The organism is Cryobacterium breve (genome assembly GCF_027594785.1).
Taxonomy (GTDB): domain Bacteria; phylum Actinomycetota; class Actinomycetes; order Actinomycetales; family Microbacteriaceae; genus Cryobacterium; species Cryobacterium breve_A.
The window spans coordinates 3,303,325-3,323,470 of sequence record NZ_CP075584.1 but is presented as its reverse complement, the minus strand read 5'-3'; the positions used below and the strand labels follow the sequence as shown (position 1 = coordinate 3,323,470).

Below are 20,146 nucleotides of genomic sequence, written 5' to 3'. Positions count from 1 at the left end.
TTGTTCTACAGCAGTTTCGGGACTACGGCAGGTTCGGGACTACAGCAGGTTCGGGAGGAGGCGCACCAGCTGGTCGGCCACGAAGAGCCCCCCGACGGTGACGACCGGAAGGAAGACGATCCAGGTCTTGCGGAGGCCGACCCGACGGAACGCCCAGACGGCGGCGAGTTCGATGACCAGCAGGAACTGCAGGGCGAAGACGAGGGCCCAGACCGTGGTGGTGTCGGTGGCCAGTTCCTTGTCCTGCAGGGGCAGGGTCGCGAAGGTCGTCTGCCGCTTGCCGGCCGGCTTCGTCTCGGAGACGAGCTCGGCATCCACTCGCACGACACCGCTCGGCACGTAGGCCGGGCCGCGTGCGCTCTCGAGGATCAGCCGGCTCTTGCCCGCACCGAGGGTGGCGGGAGCCGGGTCACCGGCGTAGCGCAGGCCGAGCACGGAGAACGTCTGTTCGCCCTGGCCGGTGATCACGGTGAACTGCTGGCCGGGCCGCAGGCTCCTGCAGCCGGGCGAACGGTCCGCCATACGCCGCCGCCCGGCCCATGAGCACGCTGATGCCGGACTGGCCGGGGAGCGGGGTGTCGCGGCGGTGGCCGGGTCCGGTGCGCAGGGTTCCGGAATCGGTGCCCTCGACCACGATCTCGTGCACGTCGATCGAGGGGATGTCGAGGACCGCGACGGGGGTACCGGCCGTGAGCAGCACCTTGTCGACGGTGCCCTCGCTCACCGGCGCGGTGCCCTGGGACAGCTCGTACCGGAACGTATTCGTCAGTTGTTGCTGGGACACGATGTGCTGCAGCTGCCCGAGCACCGTCAGGTTGGCGAGGAACCCGAAGATGAGGATGGCGACGATCGCGAGCGCCGAGCGGATGACCTGGTCACGCTGGGTGAGGATGACCGGAGGGCGCGGCGGAACCGGGCTGCGCCGGGGCGGCGTCGGGATCTTCGGCGGCCTGGGCGGCTTGCCCTGGCGCCCGCGCTTCGGCGGCGTGCCGGGCAGTCCGCCTCCACCGGCGATGGCGGAGCCTTCGTCGGTCGGTGACCAGTCCCGGGGGCCGGGCACCTTCTCCGCACCGGGTTGCAGCGTGGGTGCCGCGGCGGCGTTCGCTACGGGCGGGGCCCAGCCCCGTGGCATCTTCGGCGGCTTGGGTGCGGTCGGAAGTTTCGGGCGACGGGGCAGCCGGGCTGTCGTCATGACGCCACCTCTTCCACGGGTTCGGGAGCGGTTCGCGACAGGAGGAGCACGTAGCGCAGGATCAGGGACAGGATGCCGGCGATCGCAAGGACGATCAGGGCGAAGTATGGCGGGATGAGGGTGAACGAGTCCCGGGTGACGGGTGAGAGCGCCGTGCCGCCGATGTCCGCGGGCGGCGTCATGGTGACGTGACCCTTGAACCAGGCCCACTGGCCGACGTCCGGGATGGTGGCCGAGACGGTGCGGGTCTCGTTGGGGGCGAGGCCGTCGATGCTGACCTTGTCGACGATGGCGACGGGGAGGTCGACCGCGTTGTCGAGCCAGAAGCGCAGGCTCGAGGTGATCGGGGCATCCGTGATGTTGCGCATCGTGAAGTCGAGGACCAGGGTGCCGCCGCCCGGCCCGGCCTCGGAATCGGTGTGTGTCGTGAGGCCGCTCACGTAGAAGACACCGGCGATCTTCGTGGGATTCGCACCGAGCGCCGTCGCGGCGGCGGCGGTGTCCTTGATCGTCGTCTGGGTCACTGCGGGCACGGCCGGGGACTTCACGGGGGCCGTGACGGCCGGGGTCGTCGTCGCCCGGCTCGACGGTCCGACGACGCCGACGCTGATACCCACGCCCTTCGGGTCGTCCGTCGCCGCCTGCGCGCTCGTGGCGAGACCGGCCAGGCCCGCCACCGGCGCGAACGCGATGAGGACCACGACCAGAATCAGGCGCGCGTGAGCGGATGTGAGCACAGTCAAGTTAGTCCATTCGAGGTTTCGGCGAGCTGACGGGCGGGCAAACGAGAGGGAAACGAAGCGGGAAACCGAGCCTCGCTCATTCCGAGCCGCGCGAGCTTGACGGACCGAGCCGGCGCCCGGCCGGTTACTGGGAGACGAGCGTGAGGGACAGGGTGGACCGGTAGGTGCCGACCGATTTCTCGGGCGGCGCGACGAAGGTGAGATCGGCATTGAGCACGGTCGTGCCCACCGGGTTCGCCGGGGCAGCCGCGGCGAGGTTCATCGGGTAGCTCGCGGTGCCTGCCGACTGGGCGGCGAACAGGCTGACGCCCGTCGCCTCGGTGCTGACGAGCCGCGGCGCGAGGCCGAGCCTGCGTCTTGCCGATAGCGCTGCCGTCCGCGGCGTTGACGAAGTCGGCGACGTCGGCCGAGACGGTCCAGCCCTCCCGAGTGAGCACCCGGGCGTCGCTGACCGCGAAGCTGCCCAGCACACCGCTGGTCGTCGACCGGTTCGAGACCAGCACCGGGGCGTTGAAGGTCGCAACGGCCGCCGACGGCACAACCAGGCTCAGCACGCCGTTGGCGTCGCCGGTCGTGGCCGACCCGATCGTGCCTGCGTTGGTGATGGCGAAGGATGCCGCCACCTGACTGAACGGGTCGCCGGCGCCCGTCACACCCACCACCTCGATGGTGTGCCCACCCGCCTCGAGGTTGCCCGGAAGAGTGCCGCTGCCGGAGAAGTCGCCGGCGGCATCCGCCGTGCCGCTCACCAGCAGCACGGGCGTGGAGTGCACCCAGACCTCCACGTGCGAGAACGGCTTCAGGCCGTGGATGGTGATGAACACCGGCGAGGAATCCGCCCGGGCGCCGACCGGGAGCGTGCAGTGGATCTCGACGGGGCCGGTGGGCAGCTGGTCCGCGACGCTGACCGTCAGGGCGACGACCCCGTTGTCATCGGCCTGCGCGCCGGCGGCCATCACGGCCGTTCCCCCAGCGCGAGGAGGGCGACCAGGGCGCCCCTGACGATCATCGAACGGACAGGTGGTGTGGGCATGTTCTTCCCCGATGGATCCTGGTGCGGTGGAGCCTGCGGTGCCTGGGTGAAGCTGCAGGGCAGTGGAGCGAGTCGTGCTTCGGTGCGGTGGTTACGGTGTGGGGTTGTGACCGGCGGGTGCGTCTGCGCCCGCGCTCACGAGGGCCTCTTCGCGCGCCTTGCGGCGCGCTTCCGCCTCGGTGTATTCGATCCAGGCCGCGGCCCGGGTCGAGTCGCGCATGCGGCTGAGCCGCACGATGAGCCAGGTCACAGCGGCGAGGACCAGGAGGATCAGGAAGGCCCACGGGACCACGACGAGGCTCGTGTCGCGTTCGGCGGTGGGCAGGGCGCCGGCGTTGAGTGCGTCGGCGTCGACGGTGGCGGCGAGGGAGACGTGCGGGTTGAGGTAGACCCAGGCGCCGACACCGCTGACGGTGAGCGTCACGGTGCGGGAACTCCCGGGCAGCATCTCCGAGATCTCTTGGTCGGTCGGCCCGGAGAGCGGGATGCCGAAGATGCCCTTGACCTGCGAGACCGTGTTGGCCCCGAGGGACACGTTTCCGGTGTTGGTCAGGCTGACGCGGATCTTGGTGTCGCCGGCGAAGGGGTTGATGCTGCCCTCGTAGCTGGATTCGATGCTGCTGATCGTCAGCGCCGGCTGCAGCAGGCCTTTGACGCGCACGTACAGGCGGATGGCGACGCGCCGGTCGACCGAGACCTGTCCGGCCGGAGAGAGGGCCGAGACGACGATCCCGCCGGCGTGGTCACCGGGCTTCGCATCGGCCGGGGTCTTCACGGTGAACGGGAGCACCTGCTGGGCGCCCGGTTCGAGGGTGACGGAGACGCGTCCGGTGCCGTTCTCGAAGGTGACCCAGCTGCCGGCGTCCTTGGGGGCTTCGCTGCCCTCGAGGAGGGCGAACGTGCCGTCGTCGGCGTTGTACGCATCCGTGGCGTAGACCGTGACGGCCTGCGTGGTCGTTCCAGTGTTTTCGACGAGGTATTCGTCATCGATGACCTGGCCCGGATCGACCTGGTAGGTGAAACGCGATCGGTCCTGGTCGACGCCGCCGTTGGACGACGGGGCGCCGGCGATGCCGTCGGAGCCGTCCGCGGCCCAGGCGCCCGCGACCCCGAGGGTGAGGGTCAGTCCGAGGGTGACCAGCACTCCGGCGGCACCGAGTGCGATGCTGCGGGAGAGGGAGTGGCGGGGAGTCACGATCGACGTTCTCTTTTCTGCGGGCGGATCCGAAATCTGGGGGGTGGAGAGGAATGCGGGGTGGTGCCGTGGAAAGGGAGGGACGGCGCGGGCGCCGCCCCTCCCCTCTACTCGGGTTGTGTTACTACTTCGAGACGACCGTGAGGGTCAGCGTCGACGTGTAGGTGCCGGCCGCCTTCTCCTGCGGTGCGACGAAGGTCAGGCCGGCGTTGAGAACGCTGTCGCCGACCGTGTTGGCTGCCGCGCCGGAGGCGAAGGCGGCCGGGTAGGACGCCGAACCGGCGACCTGGGCTGCGGCGGCGGTGACGCCGGTCGCGGAGGTGCCGGCAACGGTGACCGACGGGGCGAGGCCGAGCTGCACCTTGCTGATGGTGCTGGTCGCGTCAGTGGAGTTGACGAAGTTCGCAACGTTCGCGGACAGGTCCCAGCCGTTGCGGGAGACGACGCGGCCGTCGTTGACCGTGACGGCACCGAGGGTACCGACCGTGGTCGACTTGTTGTTCACGAGCGACGGAGCCGAGAACGTCGCCGCAGCGCCGGCCGGAACCGTGAGGGCGAGTGCACCGTTGGTGGCGTTCGCGGTGGTCGGCGCGAGAGCGACGGTACCGGTCGTGCCGGCCGGAGCCGTCGCAGTGGGGGTCGGGGTCGGGGTCGGCGTGACGACGACATCCGCCTGAGCGGCAACCGTGAAGGCACCGGTCACCGGCGTGACGACGATCGAGCGGTAGAACCCGGCGGTTACCGCCACACCGTTGAGGTTGGTGCACGCGAGGCCGAGGCTGTAGTTACCGCCGGCAGCCTTGACTGCACCCTGCGCTCCGTTGATCATCGAGGACGGCGTCAGGAACGGGTTCAGCACGTTCAGGCTCGTGCCGTTGAAGCCGAGGGGAGCAAATGCCTTCCAGGTGTTCGGAACGTTCTCCGTGCCCGGTGCTGCGAGGAACGAGAAGATGCCGGTCGTGCCGACCGGGCAAGCAAATTCGCCGTTGATATCGCCCTGAGCGGATGAGCCGATGAGGTCATCGGTCCAGCCGAGCGTCACACCATCGGCAAAGCTGCGCCGCGTTGGTGTCATAGAGATAGACCGGGGCGGCGGATCCGTTGGTCTGGACGGAAGCCGAGGCGACCATGGAGGCACCGGCGACGAGGGCGAGGGAAACGACGCCGACGGCGGCGAAGCGGATCTTGTTGTTGAGCTTCATGAGTGTCTTATACCTTTTCTGAAAGTAGGTCGGGCTACTTGGAGATGCGGACAGCGGTGGTGGTGGACGGGGCGAGGATGCCGAACTTCTTCTTCAGCGAGCCCGCCTTGGCAGCGAAAGTGGTCTGCGAGTTGGTGAGGCTTGTGCCCTTGGTCGGGTCCAGCAGTGCGGCCAGCTGGGCGTCGTAGGCGGCGTTGGTCGGGTCGACGCGCGCGTACTGCACGACGAGGTAGGTGTCGCGGCCCCAGAGGGAGTCAGCGTAGTAAGGGGCGTTCGGGACCATCGAGGTGCCGGTGCCGGTGACGGGGGTGGTGCCGGCAACGAGCGAGCCGAGAACCGTGGTGTCCTTCTTCTTGGGGTAGCTGGCACCGGTGTTCATGGCGACCCAACGGGAGACCGACATCGGCATGATCTGGTTGACGCCGAGGTTGGACGCGTCGTGCTCCTGGCCGGTCTGGACACAGGAACCGAGAGTGGCGTCGGTGACGCCGATCTTGGACATGAAGTCCTTGCGCGTGCCGGAACCGGCCTGCGGGATGATCGGGGTGACCGTGACGCCGCCGAGGGTGGTGACGCTGCAGGTGTAGAGGCTCGTCATGGTCGCGGTGTCGATCGTGTCGATGCCGGTCGCTGTAGAGCCACTGTCGTAGGCGTAGGCGATGGCGTCACGGCCGAAGGGAACCTGAATCAGGCTTCCGGCGGCGTCGACGGTGCCGGAGCCCGAGGAACGCGCGATGTCAACCTGACCGCTGATCACGACAGCGGCAGGCGCGCCGACCGTACCAGACGTGTATGCCGCGCCATCGATGGAGCGGAGGAGCGCCGTGCGACCGTCGCCCGAACCGTTCGGGCGTCCAAAACGCACGCCTGAGGATTTCGTGGTGATGTAGATGGTTCCGGTCGCATCGAAGGAACCGATGGACGAGCCAGCCGCCGTCGTCGCACGCACTGCCGCGCCGGAAAGCGAGGAACCGTTGGCGAGCGAGCTGACGACGTCCTCCAGGGTGTCCGATCCGACGGCGACGTAGCTGTTGGAGACGGGCTCGGCGTTGGCCGGCGTCGCAATGGCGAAACCGGTGAGGGCGACACCGACGGTTGCGCAGAGCGCAATTGCCTTCTTCGAAATCACTGTGATGATGCCTTTCGGGTGTACTGCATGAGACGAACCCGGGCGGGAACGTCTTTCCTGATGCCCTGTCCCTGGCCGAAGCCGGAGATTGTGACGTCAAGCTGTGCGCGCATCAGGATCGTCTCCGGATGCGCGAGATCAGGGGACCCCTCCGGCTGCAAGCAGCCCGGAGAGGAAGCCGGCAGGGATGGCTGCCGGAATAGGGCCGATGGTGGGATCGGCGGGGGTGGGCTTGCCGACGAGAGGGCCGGCTGCCGCACCGGTCGCCGCCGGGTCGGTGGCCGCGGTGCCTGCGACGGCAGCGGCGACGGCAGCGACGGCCGCCGTTCCACTCCCGGCACTCGGGTTGACGTAGGCCGCTGCCGGGGCTGCCACACTGGCTGCGACGGTCGGGGTAGGGGTGGGGGTCGGGTTTGCCGTGACGATGGGGCTGATGCCCTTTTCGATCGCCGTCGCGGCGGCAAGGGCCTGGGCGACCCAGCTGGCCGGAATCGACGCGTAGCCCTCGGGAAGCTGGCCGATTGCGGCGCCGGGAACCTGACCGGCAGCGACAGCGTAGCGGATCATGTTGGCGTAAATGCCACGGGCAGTGGAATCAGTTTGCAGCGGGTTCAGCGCCGCGTAAACCGGCATGGTCATCGGGTAGGCCGATGCCGCGGCCTTGGCGCTCGAGCTCGTCGGGTCGTACTCGAGCACGGCCTTGTTCGCGGTGGTCGGGGTCATTGCCGCTGCCGCAGCGAGCAAGGAAGCGGAGTTAGCGGCGACAAAGGCACCGGCCGAATTTCGCAGCGAGGCGGTGACGGTCTGGTAGCGGGCTGCTGACGCTGTCGTCGTCAGGCCCAGGACGCGTTGGGTGCCGACAAGGTTACGCACACTCTTGCCCCATTTCGGGGGCACTGTGTTCGGGCTCCAGTCACCGAGCTCCTGGCCGTCACCGCGCAGGGTCAGGTAGGCGCCAGTCTCGAAGTCGCTGGTATAGGGACGCCAGGTGACGAGGTTGACTTCGGTCTGACCGTCGGCCTTGGCCACCCGTGCGATCGGGTCAGCCTTGGGGAAGTTGGTGCGGGGCACGGTCATTCTTGTTCCGGAGGAGTTGACGGCGTCCTTGGTGGCGTACCAGGGGTTGACCTTCATGCCCCACTTGTCGGCTTCTCCGTTGAGGAAAGCCACGGCATCCGGATCTGAGAGCACGTAGCGCCACAGCTGGAGGGCCTCGTCGGAGCGCCCTGAGGGCAGGAGCATGTCGCCGAGGGACGGGCCGGTCAGGTCCTGGTACTGCCATTCCGCGTCGTTCACGGCGAGGAAGTCAGGGTCAACGGTCAGGTTCCTCGCGTTGTGGTTTACCTTCTCGGGGTTATCGACGAAGAACGCGAGAGATTTGGACGTAGCGGGGGCCCCCGTCGGCAGGGAGTCCAGATACGAGTTCGTCAGTAGCTTCGCGATCAGGCGCGGGGTGAGGTTCATCGAGGTGAAGGACTCGGTGTTCTTGTCCTTGTATTCCTGAGGCACGGTGCCGACGGGTTTCACCCGCCGGTCGATCGAGAAGGACACGGCGAGTCCGGAGAGTGCGATCGGCGCGTACTGCACCGGATCCGCCTTCGTCGTCTGCAGGGCACGCGATGTCAGGGCGAGAGGACTCGGGGTCTTCTGGCTTGCGGAGAGGAGAGAGTCTTCCTCGTTACCTGTGCTGAGCACGAAGGAGGATCCGGTCGAGCCGGTGCAGAGGTTGGGTTGCCAGGACGCGACGGCCGCCGAGGCGAGTTCGCTTCCGGAGAGTTGTTTCTCGGCCGAGCCGATGGAGCAGCGCAGGCCGATTGGCTTGAAGTCGAGCTTGACGGCCACGCTGTGCTGCCAGGCGTCCCAGAACAGGCCGGACTTGGTGATGTAGGACTCGCCGACGTCGTTCGTGCCGCGCGGGATGACCACGAGCCAGCAGGACTTGCCCGTGACCGTGCCGTCCGTGGCCGTGACCGGCATGCCGCACCCGAGGCCGGGAGACTGCATCGCGGTCTGCACCTCGAATTTGACGGAGCCGGCGCCAGTATCGCTCGACCCCACCCACGGCACCTCGTTTGTCGTGTACTGCGTGTAGAACTCGTTCGTCGCGAGGTCGACGCCCACAATCGGAGAGGGCAGGGTCACGCCTGTCGCCGAGGGAGTGCCGGTCGCTGTCTGCACGAGACCTGTCAGCGGATCGAGGACGTAGTGGGTGAGGACGCCGGCGCCGTTCTTGAAGACCGAGGAGATGGTGCCGCCGGTCGAGGCGCGGTACGGGATCGCCGTGACGGCCGGGATCGTGAAACCGTTGGAGGGCGACGTGTATTCGACGTCTTTCGCGTTGATGAACTCGTCCGAAACCGAGGTGTCCCTGGTAGACGCGGCCTTGCCGGGGAAACCGCCATACTGGCAGGTGGTGCGGTCGGGGTGCCCGGGGTTCAGCGGGTCCTCGCCCCAGCACTGCGCGATCTGCAGGAAGTTCTGGCCGCCCGAGCTCGTGTCAGGCCGGACCGACTTCGCGCCCGAGCCGGTCCAGTTGACAACGATTCCCTGCGAAACCAGGTCCTTCGTTTGGGAAACGGTGACCTTCAGGTCCGGGAACGGCGCGGTGTGGATGTCGAGGTCGTACCCCTTGGCAGCCACTGTGACGGCGCTTGAGGTGTCCGCGGATGCGGCGGGCGGGGTGATGGAGGCGAGCATCGAGACTCCGACACCCACGACGATGCCGACCACGATGCCGCTCGCACCGGCGCGGGTCCAGACGGAGTCCGTCGCGAAGATCAGGCGCTTCACTTGTTGCCCGCCTTCGGAGCGCGTGGCTTGAGTCGGCGCCAGAGCACCGGCGGCAGCACGGCCGAGCCGATGAGCAGCACTCCGGCGAACAGCATGATCGACTGCTGCGCTCCCCAGCCGTTGTCGGCGAGCGTGAACGGCGACGCCACCGCGGACCCGGCCACTCCGGTCGAGACCGTGCCACCGGTGCCGCCGGAGACGAGTGCACCGTTCTCGTCGTACACCGCAGCCGCGGCACCACCCGTGCCCGCCGCCGCGGCGTTTGCCGTCGTCGCCGCTGCTCCGGCCCCCGCTCCTGCGGCGGCCGCGGTGGCAGCGGCTGTGTCGGCGGTGGCGGCCGACCCGCCCGTACCGGTGCCGGTCGTCGCCGTATCGTCGGTCGCACCGGCGGTGCCGGTGACACACTGGCTCGTGCCGACCTTGTCACACGCGGCGGGCTGCAGCGCGGACGTCGCGAGCTGGTTGCTCGACGGTGAGTCCCCGGCCTTGAACGTTGGGTTGTTGCAGTTGTTGATGTCGACGCCCGAGACATCCGCTCCCGGAACCCGCTTGATCTGGTCGAACCCGGCGAGTACAAGGTTCATCGGGAGCGGCGAGTAGCCCAGGGCCGCGGCCTGCTGCTGCCCCTCGCAGAGCATGTAGTTCGCGAAGGCGCCGAGAGTGAGGCCCTTCTTCGCCGTGAACACGCCGCCGACCTCGGTCGGCACGATCATGTACGAGTAGCTCGAGAGCGGGTAGGTGCGCGGATCGGTGTTGTTGTAGACGCCGTCCAGGATCTGGGTGAGGTAGTCGGGGCTCGTGACCGGGACATCCGTCTTGATCTTTGCCTGCAGTAGGGCGACGGCGACAGAGTTCGCGGTCGGCTCGACGTAGTAGCCGGCGTTGTTCAGGACCTTCGCGACCGGGAACCCGGCCTTGAGCGCATAGGAGTACTCGACGTAGGTGATGGCGCCTTCGCCGTAGTCCTGGCTCACGTACCCGGCCACGCCTGCCGAGCCGCTCTGGGCCTTCGCGTTGCCGTAGGTCGGGTACTGCGAGGTGAGCCCGCAGGAGGCCGGCTTTCCGACCTTGACGCAGAACTGGCCCCACAGGGAGTTGTACTGCTTGGACATCCAGAGGCTGAACTGCGCGGTCGAGCCTGACCCGTCGGAGCGCACGACGGGCACGATGCCCTTGTCCGGCATCTTGAGGCCGGGGTTGTCCGTCTGGATCGCCGGGTCGTTCCACTTCGTGATGACGCCCGTGAAGATCTTGGTGATGACCTCGCCGCTCAGCCGGAGGTTCGACACGCGCGAGCCGTTGATCTTGAGGTTGTACATGAACGAGGTGCCACCGGCAACGATCGGCATGTAGGCATAGCCGCGGCTGGGCACCTCGGGCGCCGAACCGTCCTCGGGCGCCGTCTGGAACGGGATCTCGCTGACGGCGAAGTCGACGTTGCCGGCGACGAAGTCACGGCGGCCGGCGGAGGAGCCCACACCGGAGTAGTTGACGGTCATTCCGTAGTTGGAGGCGACGTTCTTGCGCCACTGGTCGAGGGCGTTCTGGGACCAGGTCGATCCGGTTCCCGTGATCGGGTCGTACGAGACGGCCTGGGCAGAGAGGGTGCCGGAAAGGCCGAGGATCGCCACGACGGCGAGGGCGAAGAGGGCGCGGATCGAACGGATCCATCGGGGCTGCGGCGTCACGAGGACGGCTCCTTTGTGCTGAGGTCGATCGTCGGTGCTGGGCTGCTCGGGTCGGTCGGAGGCGCAGAGGGCGGGGGCCAGGCATCCGCGGTGGTGGCAGCGAGGCGTTCGCGCCGGTCGGCGGCCACGGTGATCCGCTTGAGGTCACGGGCGGATGCCGCGACGACCCGCTGCTGCTGGGCCCGGGACAGGTCGCCTGGGCCCTTTCCGCCGATGAGACGGGCGATGGCGAAGAGAGTGAGCACGAGCAGGATCAGCACGGCCGCCGCCCCGAAACCACGGGCGATCATGTTCGGCTCCGGCGACTTGACGAAGTCGAACACCTGGAGCGGGAGCGAGATCATCGGACCCTCGAAGGGGTTGAGGTTGACGACGGCGGTGACGCCGGAGGTGAGCAGCACCGGGCTCGTCTCGCCGATGCCGCGGGCGGTGCCGAGGATGACGGCGGTCGCGAGCCCGGGACGGGCGGTCGGGAGCACGACGTGCCAGACCGTGCGCCACCGCGTCGAGCCGAGGGCGTACGCGGCTTCGCGCAGGTTTCCCGCGACGAGGCGGAGCACGATGTCGGAGGCGCGGATCACGATCGGGAGCATCATCACGGTGATGGCCATCGACGCGGCGAACCCGCTTCTCTGGTGGGTGATCAGCACGATGATCGCCGAGTAGACGAAGAGGCCGGCGACGATCGAGGGCAGCGCGGTCATCGCGTCCGAGATGGTGCGCACGAAGCGGGCGAACCTGCCGCCGACCTCGTTGAGGAACAGGGCCGTGAGGATGCCGAGCGGGACCGTGACGATGAGCGCCATCGTGATCTGCATCAGGGTGCCGAGGATGGCGTGGAAGATGCCGCCGAGCTCGAGGCCGTCGAGCGGGCCGGCGAGTTCCATGCTGTCGGTGAAGAAGTTGAGGTGAGGCAGGGCCTCCTGGCCGCGCACGAGGGTGTACGCGACGACGAAGACGAGAGCGCCGAAGAGCAGCACGCCGGCGCTCGAGAGCACCACGGACATGACCCGGTCCTTGACCTCCTGCCAGTCGCTCTTCAGGCTGACGAGCAGGGCGTAGAAGCCGATGAAGGCTATGAACGCCACGATCACGAAGCCGACGTAGCCGGAGAGGGGTCCGAACCAGCCGAACAGCAGCACGGCGACGGCCACGCCGGCGGCCAGCGCGCCGAACACGTTGAACTGGTCGTCGACCCTCGCGGCGCGCATGCGCCGGCGCGGGCCGATCTCGATGCCCTCCGAGGACGGGATGTTCGTGGTGTGCCGGACGAAAGCGGCCTGGAGTTCGAGGTCGGCTTCGAGTTCGACGGCGGTCTCGGTCATCACGAGGGTCGAGGGGCCCGCGGATGCCGCGGGATCCGTCGCCTGGGTGCGGTGAGTGGTGGTCATCAGTCGCTTTCCGCCCCGGAGCGGGACCGCGCCACGATCGACGAGGCCGTGAAGTTGATCACGAGGGTGATCAGGAACAGCACGAGGCCTGCGGCCATCAGCGCAGAGAGGCCGAATGAGCTGGACTCTCCGTAGCGGAGCGCGATGAGCGCGGACACCGAGTTCGTGCCGGTCTTGAGCACCTCCCAGTTGATCGTGAAGATCGGGGAGATGATCATGTAGACGGCGATGGTTTCGCCGAGGGCGCGGCCGAGGCCGAGCATGGTGCCGCCGATGATGCCGCCGCGGCCGAACGGCAGCACCACGGACGTGATCATTCCCCACCGGGTCGACCCGAGGGCGAAGGCCGCCTCGCGTTCACCGATCGGCGCCTGGGAGAAGGCCTCGCGCATGACCGATGTCTGGGTGGGCACGACCATGAGGCCGACCACGATTCCGGCGATGAAGGCCGAGGAGGTGAAGGCGCTCGCCTCGGTGAGGGCCTGGCCGGTCGCATCCGTCACGCTGAAGAACGGGATCCAGCCGAAGTAGGTGGAGATCCAGGTGGCGACCGGGATGACGTTCGCCTGGAGGAAGAACACGCCCCAGAGGCCGAACACCACGCTGGGAACGGCGGCCATCAGGTCGACGAGGGTGACGAGGGTGGCCTTCAGCCGGCCCTGGGCGACCTCGGAGATGAGGAGCGCCGTGCCGAGGGCGAGGGGCACCGCGACGCACATCGCGATGACGGCGATCGTGATCGTGCCGAAGAGAACGGACGCGATGCCGAACTTCTTCGTCTCCGGCGACCAGTCCTGCTCGAAGAGGAAGTTGACGCCCGCGACCCCGAGGGCGTCGCCGGCCCGCAGCGAGAGGAAGACGCCGACCGCGAGCATGATCAGCACGGTGATCGTGCCCGCGCTGAACGCGACAGAGCGGAACACCGAATCGGAGATCGACGGGCGGGAGACCAGGGAGCGCCGCGGCCGGGAGTCGGGGCTCGACGGGTCGAAGACGGCCGGGTCTGCCCCGAAGGCGTCGCCCAGGGGCGAGTCGCCCAGGGGCGGCGAGACGAGGCTCGAAATCGGCATAGCTGTCCTTGGGAAGACTCGGGAGGGGGTGAACGCACGGGTGGGGGTAACGCGTCCGAAACATATGTTCGGGGCGGTCGGTGAACGATTGGCGTCGATTTCTCAACCGAGATATGGACGCCGCGTGGAGAGTTGTGGCGGTCGATTCGGGCGCCGTCAGCCCGCGGGCGTCTGCGTCGGTGAGGGGGGCGGTGTCGGGGTCGGCTGCGGCGTCGACGTGGCCGTGGGGGGTGGGCGACGGCTCGGGCGCGGTGGACAGGGTGAGGGTGATCGAGGTGCCGAGGCGCAGGACGTTCTGGCCGGAGGGGGCGACCGCGATCACGGTTCCCGGCGGTGCGGCGGAGTCGGGCTTCGAGTCGGTGAGCACGACGAATCCCGCGTTTTCGAGGGCGGCGATCGCCTCCGCCTTGCTCAGTCCGACGGTGTTCGGCACCGTGTTCGAGCCGGACGCCACAGTGAGGTCGACCGTGTCTCCGGGGTCCAGGAAGCTGCCGGCCGCGGGGCTGACGCCGAGCACCGTGTCGAGGGGGCGCACCGAGTCCTGGAGGGTGAGGGCGCCGAGGCGGAGTCCGAGGGCCGCGAGCGCCGCCCGCGCCCCGTCGAGGGTCATCACCGAGATCTCCGGCACCCGGATGGTCTTCGGCGCCGCCGTGGCGTGGGCGGTGATCATCGGCTCGGGGGTGGCGCTCGCGGGCGCGGGCGTGCTGCTCGTGACGGCAACGGAGGTCGGGGCCGCGCCGCCGGCAGCGAGGATCCAGGCGAAGGCTCCCCCGATCACGAGGATCATCGAGACGGCCCAGAGCCCGCCGCCGCGCCGGCGGCTGCGGCCGTTGCGCACCCAGGCCGGGTTGTCCGGAACTGCGATGACGGCGGCGGATGCCGTGCCCGCGCGAGCGTTTCCCGTCGCGTGAACGATCGTGGCCGGAGCCGGGGCCGGGCCGGGTACCGGCACGGGGACCGCACCGAGCACCATGGTGCGCTCCGCGAGCTCGGCGAGGTCGCCGGGCCGGAAGAGGCCGGTGGTGTCGTCGGAGGGCGCGGCGAGAACCCTGCCGGCCGGGGCCCCCTCGAGCGGAGCCGCGCTGCGACCCGGCGCTCCCCCGGCTCCGATGCGGTCCAGGGCAGAGTCGACGGCCAGGCCCATCGCCGCGGCGGAGGGGAACCGGGCATCCGGGTCCTTGAGCAGCGCCTTGACGACGAGCCGGTCGACACTCCGCGGAATGCCGGACTGTTGCACGGACGGAACCGGCGGCGGCGACTGCACGTGGGCGCGCAGCACCGCGGCGACAGAATCCCGGAGGAACGGCGCCCGTGCGGTGAGCGCAAAGTACAGCACCCCGCCGAGCTGGTACACGTCGCCGCGTTCGTCGACGGCGTCGCCCCGCGCCTGCTCCGGCGACATGTAGTTCACGCTCCCGAGCACGCTCTGCACGGCCGGGATCTCCTGCGTGGTCGCATCGGGGGTGCTGCGGAGGACGTCGGTGCCGAGGGCGGGGCGACCGGCGGCATCCGCGAGGCCGAAGTCGAGCAGGCGTACGCCGTCGCTGCCGACGTGGCCGGCCATGTCCGGGTCGACCATGATGTTGGCCGGGGAGACGTCGCGGTGGACCAGGCCGATGGCGTGCGCGGCCGCGAGGGCGCGCAGCACCGCGGAGGCGACGGTGAGCGCCTGCGCGACGGGGAGCGCCCCGCGGTGCTCGACGTACTCTGCGAGGCTGATCCCGGGCGCACGGTCGAGGGCGATCCAGGCCTGGGGTTCCTCGGCGTTCGCGCCGGGGCCGGAGCGGGAATCTGTCCCGGCGGTTGTCCCGGAGCCGTGGCCGGTGTTGTGCACGCCGACGCCGAGCACCGCGACGATGTTCGGGTGCCGGAGCGCGGCCGCTGCCCTGGCCTCCGCGAAGAATGCCTCCCTGGCCCGGTCGGAGCGGGACAGGTGCGGGTGCAGGATCTTGAGGGCGATCTCCGTGGCGGCGCCGTCGTCCGCCTGCGTGTCCACGGCGGCGAAGACGGATGCCGACCCGCCCGTCCCGAGCAGTTCGCCGAGCCGGTAGCGGCCCGAGATCAGGCCATCGCCGGCACGAGCCGTGCGCCGGCCCGCCTGCGCACCGGAGGCATCCGTCGGCTCGGCGCGATCGATCGCGTCTGTCACGCCAGGGCTACTTCGCCCGGGCGGCGTAGGTGTTCGCGTACCCGGCGACGGCGGTGACATAGGAGTCGACGTGGTTGTAGGCGAAGACGGCCGCGCGCCAGCGGTCGGGCAGCGCCAGGTCGCCGTAGTTGCACAGGTAGCGCCCCGCTGCGAGGGCGGCGTCGTCGATCTGCTGCGGGTCGTTGACGCCGTCCCGGTTGCCGTCGGCGCCCCAGCGCTGCCAGGTCGCCGGGATGAACTGCAGCGGGCCGACCGCGCGGTCCCACGCCGCGCTGCCGTCCCAGGCGCCGCCGTCGGTGTCGGTGATGGCGGCGAAGTCGGAGCCGTCGAGGGCCGGGCCGAAGATGCCGGGGCGTGCCGTGCCGTCGGTGCCGAGCGCGGAGCCCGCGTGGGTGCCGTGCCCTGACTCGATGTTGCCGAGGCCGGCAAGGGTGCTCCAGCCCAGACGGCAGCCGGGCTGTTCTGCGGCGAGGGCGAGCGAGGCGCCGGCGTAGCCGAGCATGGCCCGCACCGGGATGCCGGTGGCCGCGGCCACGCGTCCCGCCCAGTCCGCGTCCACGAGCGCCGCGTTGCCGGTGAGCAGCGCGGTTTGCCCGGTTGAGGCGAGGGACGAGCCGGCAACAGCGGCGGACTCGGCGGCGGCCGGAGCCGGGGTCGGGGGTGTCACGGTGACGGTCGCGGCGGCATCCGCTGCAGCGGGAACGGCGGCGACGGCCTCGGCGACAACGACGCTCGCCCGGATGCCCTCCGGGGCCGTGAAGCCGGGCACGAGCCAGCCGAAGACGACCCAACCGAGCAGCCCTGCGGTCGCCGCGGCGCCGAACCAGCCGCGCAGCCTCGTGCCACTCACCATGCCTGCGCTCGTTCTTCCTCGCTGAGCACCCGGCTGCCCCTGCGGCCGGCCTCGGTCGCGTGGCGGGCGTCTTCGGCCACGACCGCGACCCGGAAGGCCTCGATGGTGCCGGCGGCGGCTTCGCGGCTCGCGGAGGCGGCGCCGTACCAGCGCCCTGCGGTCATCACGATGCGTTCGCCGATGGTGACCACCCAGCCGTGGGTGCCGGCCGACGGGCCGGTGACGACGGTCGCGACCATCGCGTCGCACTGGTCCTTGAGTTCGAGCACGTGGGCTCGCGCGCCGGTGAACGAGCCGTAGACCGAGGAACTGCGGCCGAGTTCGCGGCTGTTGGAGGCGAGCAGCCGCCAGATGCCGGAGTGGCCGGAGTGGCCGGAGTGGCCGGAGTGGCCGGAGTGGCCGGAGTCGGCCATAGCGACGGTCGCGAGGCCGCGGGAGCGATCCCGGACATCGACAACACGGTCGGTCGCACCGATCCGCGCAACCTCTGCGGGATGTGCGAGTTCGCCGGTCCGCGGGATTTCTCCGCTGCGCAGTATTCCGCCGGTGCGGGCGAGTTCTCCCGTGCGGGCGGCGGCGGTGCGGCCACCCGCCTGAACGCTCTCCCGGAAGGCGACCCAGCCCTGCAGGCGCGGGTCGGCATTGGAACGGAAGGCCGAGAAGACCACACTTGGGCGGGGCGACACAGCGACTCCAACGGCCTGGAACAAACAGCGATGGGTGCAGTCAAGACTGTGTACCGGCTCGGGTGGGCCAGCCCCGGCATTACTGTGCTGGCCCCAGGTGTCCGGCCCGGGCTCGTCACCTTACCGGGGGATGAACGGAAGCTGTCCGGATCGGCAACAGTTGTGAAAGGAACTAACGGCGGAGGGCCTTTCGCGCCAACGTGTTCCCGAGGTACTGCACCAGCTGCACGAGCACGATGATCAGCAGCACGGCGGCCCACGTCACGATCGGGTTGAACTGACGGTACCCGTAGAGAAGGGCGAAGTTTCCGAGGCCGCCGCCGCCGACGTAGCCGGCGACCGCTGACATATCGACGAGGGCGACGAAGATGAACGTGTAGCCGAGGATCAGCGGGCCGAGCGCCTCGGGCAGCAGCACCGTGAAGATGATCCTGGCCGTACCGGCGCCCACGCTGCGCGCGGCCTCGATCACGCCGGGCGTGACCGTGAGCAGGTTCTGCTCGACGATGCGGCCCATCGCGAAGGATGCCGCGAGCGAGATCGTGAAGATGATCGCGTTGTTGCCGATGCCGGTTCCCACCACGAGGCGGGCGAGAGGCTGGGCTGCGGCGAGGAAGATGATGAACGGGATGGGGCGCACGAAGTTGACCAGCAGGTTCAGCACCACGAAAACCGGCTTGTTGGCGAGCAGGCTGCCGCCGCGGGTCAGGTACAGGCCGAGGCCGACGATCAGGCCGCCGAGGCCGCCGAAGAACAGGGTGAGGCCGACGATGTAGAGGGTCTCGCCCGCGGCCTTCCAGAGCTGGGGCAGCAGTTCGATGAGGGATTCCATCAGCGCACCTCCGTGACGGTCGTGAGTGTTCTGACCCGGTCGAGGACCGCGTCGATGCGGTCGGTGCCGCCGGCGCCTGGGGTCGTGGGGGCATCCGTCGCCGCCGCGTCGCTCAGCGCGAGGGTGAGGTGCCCGAAGGAGCGGCCCTGCACCTCGTTGATGCCGCCGAAGACGACCTCGAAGCCGATGCCCGCGCGGGCGAATTCACCGAAGACGCGGGCCTGGTCGACCGCGTTGTCGCGGAAGGCGAGGGTGACGATGCGGCCGGGGTGCCTGCCGCGCAGCACGGCGAGCTCGTCGGGGTTCGGGATGCCCTTCACGACGGTCGACACGAACCGGGCGGATGCGGGTTGTTGCGGGTTCGAGAACACGTCGAACACGTCACCGCGTTCGATCACGCGGCCCTGGTCCATCACCGCGACCTTGCTCGCGATGGTCTGGATCACGTCCATCTCGTGGGTGATCACGATGATCGTCACGCCGAATTCGCGGTTGACCCGGGTGAGCAGGTCGAGCACCTCGTGGGTGGTCTCGGGGTCGAGAGCGCTCGTGGCCTCGTCGGCGAGGAGGATGGCGGGCTGGCTCGCGAGAGCACGGGCGATGCCGACGCGCTGCTTCTGGCCCCCGGAGAGCTGGTCGGGGTAGGCGCGGGCCTTGTCGGCGAGGCCGACGAAGTCGAGCATCTCGGCGACCCGCTTGACGCGTTCGGCCTTGGGCCGGTGCGCGACCTCGAGCGGATAGGACACGTTGGCCGCGACGCTGCGCGACCCGAGGAGGTTGAACTGCTGGAAGATCATGCCGATGCCGAGGCGGACCGTGCGGAGTTCGCGCTCGGGAAGGCCGGCGATGTCCTGCCCGTTGATCAGAATCTCGCCGGAGGTGGACCGTTCGAGCGCGTTCACGAGCCGGACGAGGGTGCTCTTGCCGGCCCCCGAGTAGCCGATGATCCCGTAGACGTCGCCGGCCTCGACGGCCAGGCTGACGTCGTCGATCGCCACGACGTCACTGCCGCCCTTTTCGTGGGGCGGGTAGACCTTGCTGACACCGCGCAACTCGACGATGGCCATAAACGAACTTCCTCACTGTGATGCTGACGCTCACGCTCAGGCTCACGCTTTTCGAAAACCGGGGGATGTCACACACCCCCGTAACGCACCGTTCCGGTCGAGAGTGCCCGGTGTGCGGGTCGCTCTCGACCGGAAAGGTGACTGTCGGTGCTACTTCTTGTGGGCCTTGGTGTCCGCGACGACCGTGGCGAGCGAGGAGACCAGGTCGGCGACCGGAGTCTTCACGAGAACACCGGAGCCGCCGGACACGGCCAGCACGCCGTCCTGAACGGCCTTGGTGTCCTGGTAGATCTGGACGAGCTTCTGGTAGGTCGCGTTGTCCTTGTCCGCGGCGCGGGCGACGAACACGTTGACGTAGGGAATGGCGGTCGGGTCGGCCGGGTCGTCCTTGGCGAGGGCGTCGGTGAACTTCAGACCGGCCTTCTCGACGAAGTCGTTGTTGATGATCGCGCCGGCGACATCCGGCAGCGAGGTCGCGGTGAGCGAGGCCTCGAGCGCGGTGACGGTGACCTTCGAAGCCGACGTATCGATGTCGTCGAGGGTCGAGAAGATCGAGCCACCGTCCTTCAGCGTGATGAGCTTGGCCGACTGGAGCACGAGAAGCGCGCGGGCCAGGTTGCTCGCGTCGTTCGGCACCGCGATGGTGTCGCCCTTCTGGATCTCGCTGACCTTCTTGTACTTCGTCGAGTACAGGCCGAGCGGGTAGATCGCCGTCGAGCCGATCGGGGTGAGGTCCGCGCTGCTCGCCGTGTTGTACTGCGCGAGGTAGACGAGGTGCTGGAACTGGTTGAGGTCGATCTCACCGGCGGTCAGCGCGGGGTTCGGCTGGTCGTATGCGGAGAAGTCGACGATCTCGACCTTGATTCCCGCATCGGCGGCGGCCTTCGTGTAGACGGCCCAGTACGGGTCGCTCGCGCCGACGACACCGATCTTGACGGTCTTGTCGCCGCCGGCATCCGCCGTGCCGCCTGCGCACCCGGCGAGCAGGGCGAGGAGCGGGACGGTCGCGAGAGCCGCGAGCAAGCGCTTGGACAGAGTTGACTTTTTCACGTGGTGAATCCCCTTGGGTGTGCTGCGAGTGAGAGCCACGAGTGCTGTCTCGTGGACGGGCCTCGGCAATCAAGGG

General features: G+C 69.1%; 17 protein-coding genes and 1 pseudogene. All 18 read right to left on the bottom strand.

The features are described from left to right. Positions 1-39: 39 nt before the first annotated feature. Entirely contained in the window at positions 40-468 is a 429-nt protein-coding gene (locus tag KIV56_RS16170; protein WP_281534239.1) for a hypothetical protein, read from the bottom strand. Beyond that, complete coding sequence (locus tag KIV56_RS16165) at positions 410-1,192, bottom strand: sortase (RefSeq protein WP_281534238.1); 783 nt, start codon at positions 1,190-1,192, stop codon at positions 410-412. Before KIV56_RS16165 ends, KIV56_RS16170 begins: the two co-directional genes overlap by 59 nt. Then, positions 1,189-1,935, bottom strand: coding sequence for a hypothetical protein (locus tag KIV56_RS16160; protein ID WP_281534237.1), 747 nt, complete (start codon positions 1,933-1,935; stop codon positions 1,189-1,191). The genes KIV56_RS16165 and KIV56_RS16160 overlap by 4 nt, the downstream gene beginning before the upstream one ends. Further along, entirely contained in the window at positions 1,932-2,894 is a 963-nt protein-coding gene (locus KIV56_RS16155) for a hypothetical protein (RefSeq protein WP_281534236.1), read from the bottom strand. The genes KIV56_RS16160 and KIV56_RS16155 overlap by 4 nt, the downstream gene beginning before the upstream one ends. A 165-nt stretch (positions 2,895-3,059) precedes the next feature. Then, positions 3,060-4,163 (bottom strand): WxL protein peptidoglycan domain-containing protein, encoded by a 1,104-nt coding sequence (locus KIV56_RS16150; protein ID WP_281534235.1) that lies wholly within the window; start codon positions 4,161-4,163, stop codon positions 3,060-3,062. Between the two features lie 124 nt (positions 4,164-4,287). Then, positions 4,288-5,205, bottom strand: coding sequence for a hypothetical protein (locus KIV56_RS16145; protein ID WP_281534234.1), 918 nt, complete (start codon positions 5,203-5,205; stop codon positions 4,288-4,290). After that, positions 5,183-5,365, bottom strand: coding sequence for a hypothetical protein (locus KIV56_RS16140; protein WP_281534233.1), 183 nt, complete (start codon positions 5,363-5,365; stop codon positions 5,183-5,185). Before KIV56_RS16140 ends, KIV56_RS16145 begins: the two co-directional genes overlap by 23 nt. Before the next feature lie 34 nt (positions 5,366-5,399). Continuing rightward, positions 5,400-6,494 carry a hypothetical protein gene (locus KIV56_RS16135; RefSeq protein ID WP_281534232.1) on the bottom strand — a complete coding sequence of 365 codons (1,095 nt, stop codon included), beginning with the start codon at positions 6,492-6,494 and terminating at the stop codon, positions 5,400-5,402. A 138-nt stretch (positions 6,495-6,632) separates the two neighbouring features. Next, positions 6,633-9,284, bottom strand: a complete 2,652-nt coding sequence (locus KIV56_RS16130) for a hypothetical protein (RefSeq protein ID WP_281534231.1) — start codon at positions 9,282-9,284, stop codon at positions 6,633-6,635. Then, complete coding sequence (pstS, locus tag KIV56_RS16125; RefSeq protein ID WP_281534230.1) at positions 9,281-10,972, bottom strand: phosphate ABC transporter substrate-binding protein PstS; 1,692 nt, start codon at positions 10,970-10,972, stop codon at positions 9,281-9,283. The genes KIV56_RS16130 and pstS overlap by 4 nt, the downstream gene beginning before the upstream one ends. Next, positions 10,969-12,363 carry a phosphate ABC transporter permease PstA gene (gene pstA / locus KIV56_RS16120; RefSeq protein ID WP_281534229.1) on the bottom strand — a complete coding sequence of 465 codons (1,395 nt, stop codon included), beginning with the start codon at positions 12,361-12,363 and terminating at the stop codon, positions 10,969-10,971. Before pstA ends, pstS begins: the two co-directional genes overlap by 4 nt. Further along, positions 12,363-13,238 carry a phosphate ABC transporter permease subunit PstC gene (gene pstC, locus KIV56_RS16115; RefSeq protein ID WP_281534228.1) on the bottom strand — a complete coding sequence of 292 codons (876 nt, stop codon included), beginning with the start codon at positions 13,236-13,238 and terminating at the stop codon, positions 12,363-12,365. Before pstC ends, pstA begins: the two co-directional genes overlap by 1 nt. Positions 13,239-13,695: 457 nt before the next feature. After that, a pseudogene (locus KIV56_RS16110) lies at positions 13,696-15,642 on the bottom strand (protein kinase domain-containing protein); the annotation flags it as partial. Further along, positions 15,590-16,435: a lytic transglycosylase domain-containing protein gene (locus tag KIV56_RS16105; RefSeq protein ID WP_281534227.1), complete on the bottom strand. Its 846-nt coding sequence runs from the start codon at positions 16,433-16,435 to the stop codon at positions 15,590-15,592. The gene KIV56_RS16105 and the pseudogene KIV56_RS16110, both read right to left, overlap by 53 nt. Next, the gene (locus KIV56_RS16100; RefSeq protein ID WP_281534226.1) at positions 16,429-17,121 is read right to left on the bottom strand and encodes a hypothetical protein; all 693 of its coding nucleotides are present in this window, start codon (positions 17,119-17,121) and stop codon (positions 16,429-16,431) included. The genes KIV56_RS16105 and KIV56_RS16100 overlap by 7 nt, the downstream gene beginning before the upstream one ends. 172 nt (positions 17,122-17,293) lie before the next feature. Further along, positions 17,294-17,953: a methionine ABC transporter permease gene (locus KIV56_RS16095; RefSeq protein WP_281534225.1), complete on the bottom strand. Its 660-nt coding sequence runs from the start codon at positions 17,951-17,953 to the stop codon at positions 17,294-17,296. After that, the gene (locus KIV56_RS16090; protein WP_281534224.1) at positions 17,953-19,020 is read right to left on the bottom strand and encodes a methionine ABC transporter ATP-binding protein; all 1,068 of its coding nucleotides are present in this window, start codon (positions 19,018-19,020) and stop codon (positions 17,953-17,955) included. The genes KIV56_RS16095 and KIV56_RS16090 overlap by 1 nt, the downstream gene beginning before the upstream one ends. Positions 19,021-19,170: 150 nt before the next feature. Beyond that, a complete protein-coding gene (locus KIV56_RS16085; RefSeq protein WP_432432644.1) occupies positions 19,171-20,055 on the bottom strand; it encodes a MetQ/NlpA family ABC transporter substrate-binding protein in 885 nt (294 codons plus the stop codon). Between the last annotated feature and the right edge of the window lie 91 nt (positions 20,056-20,146).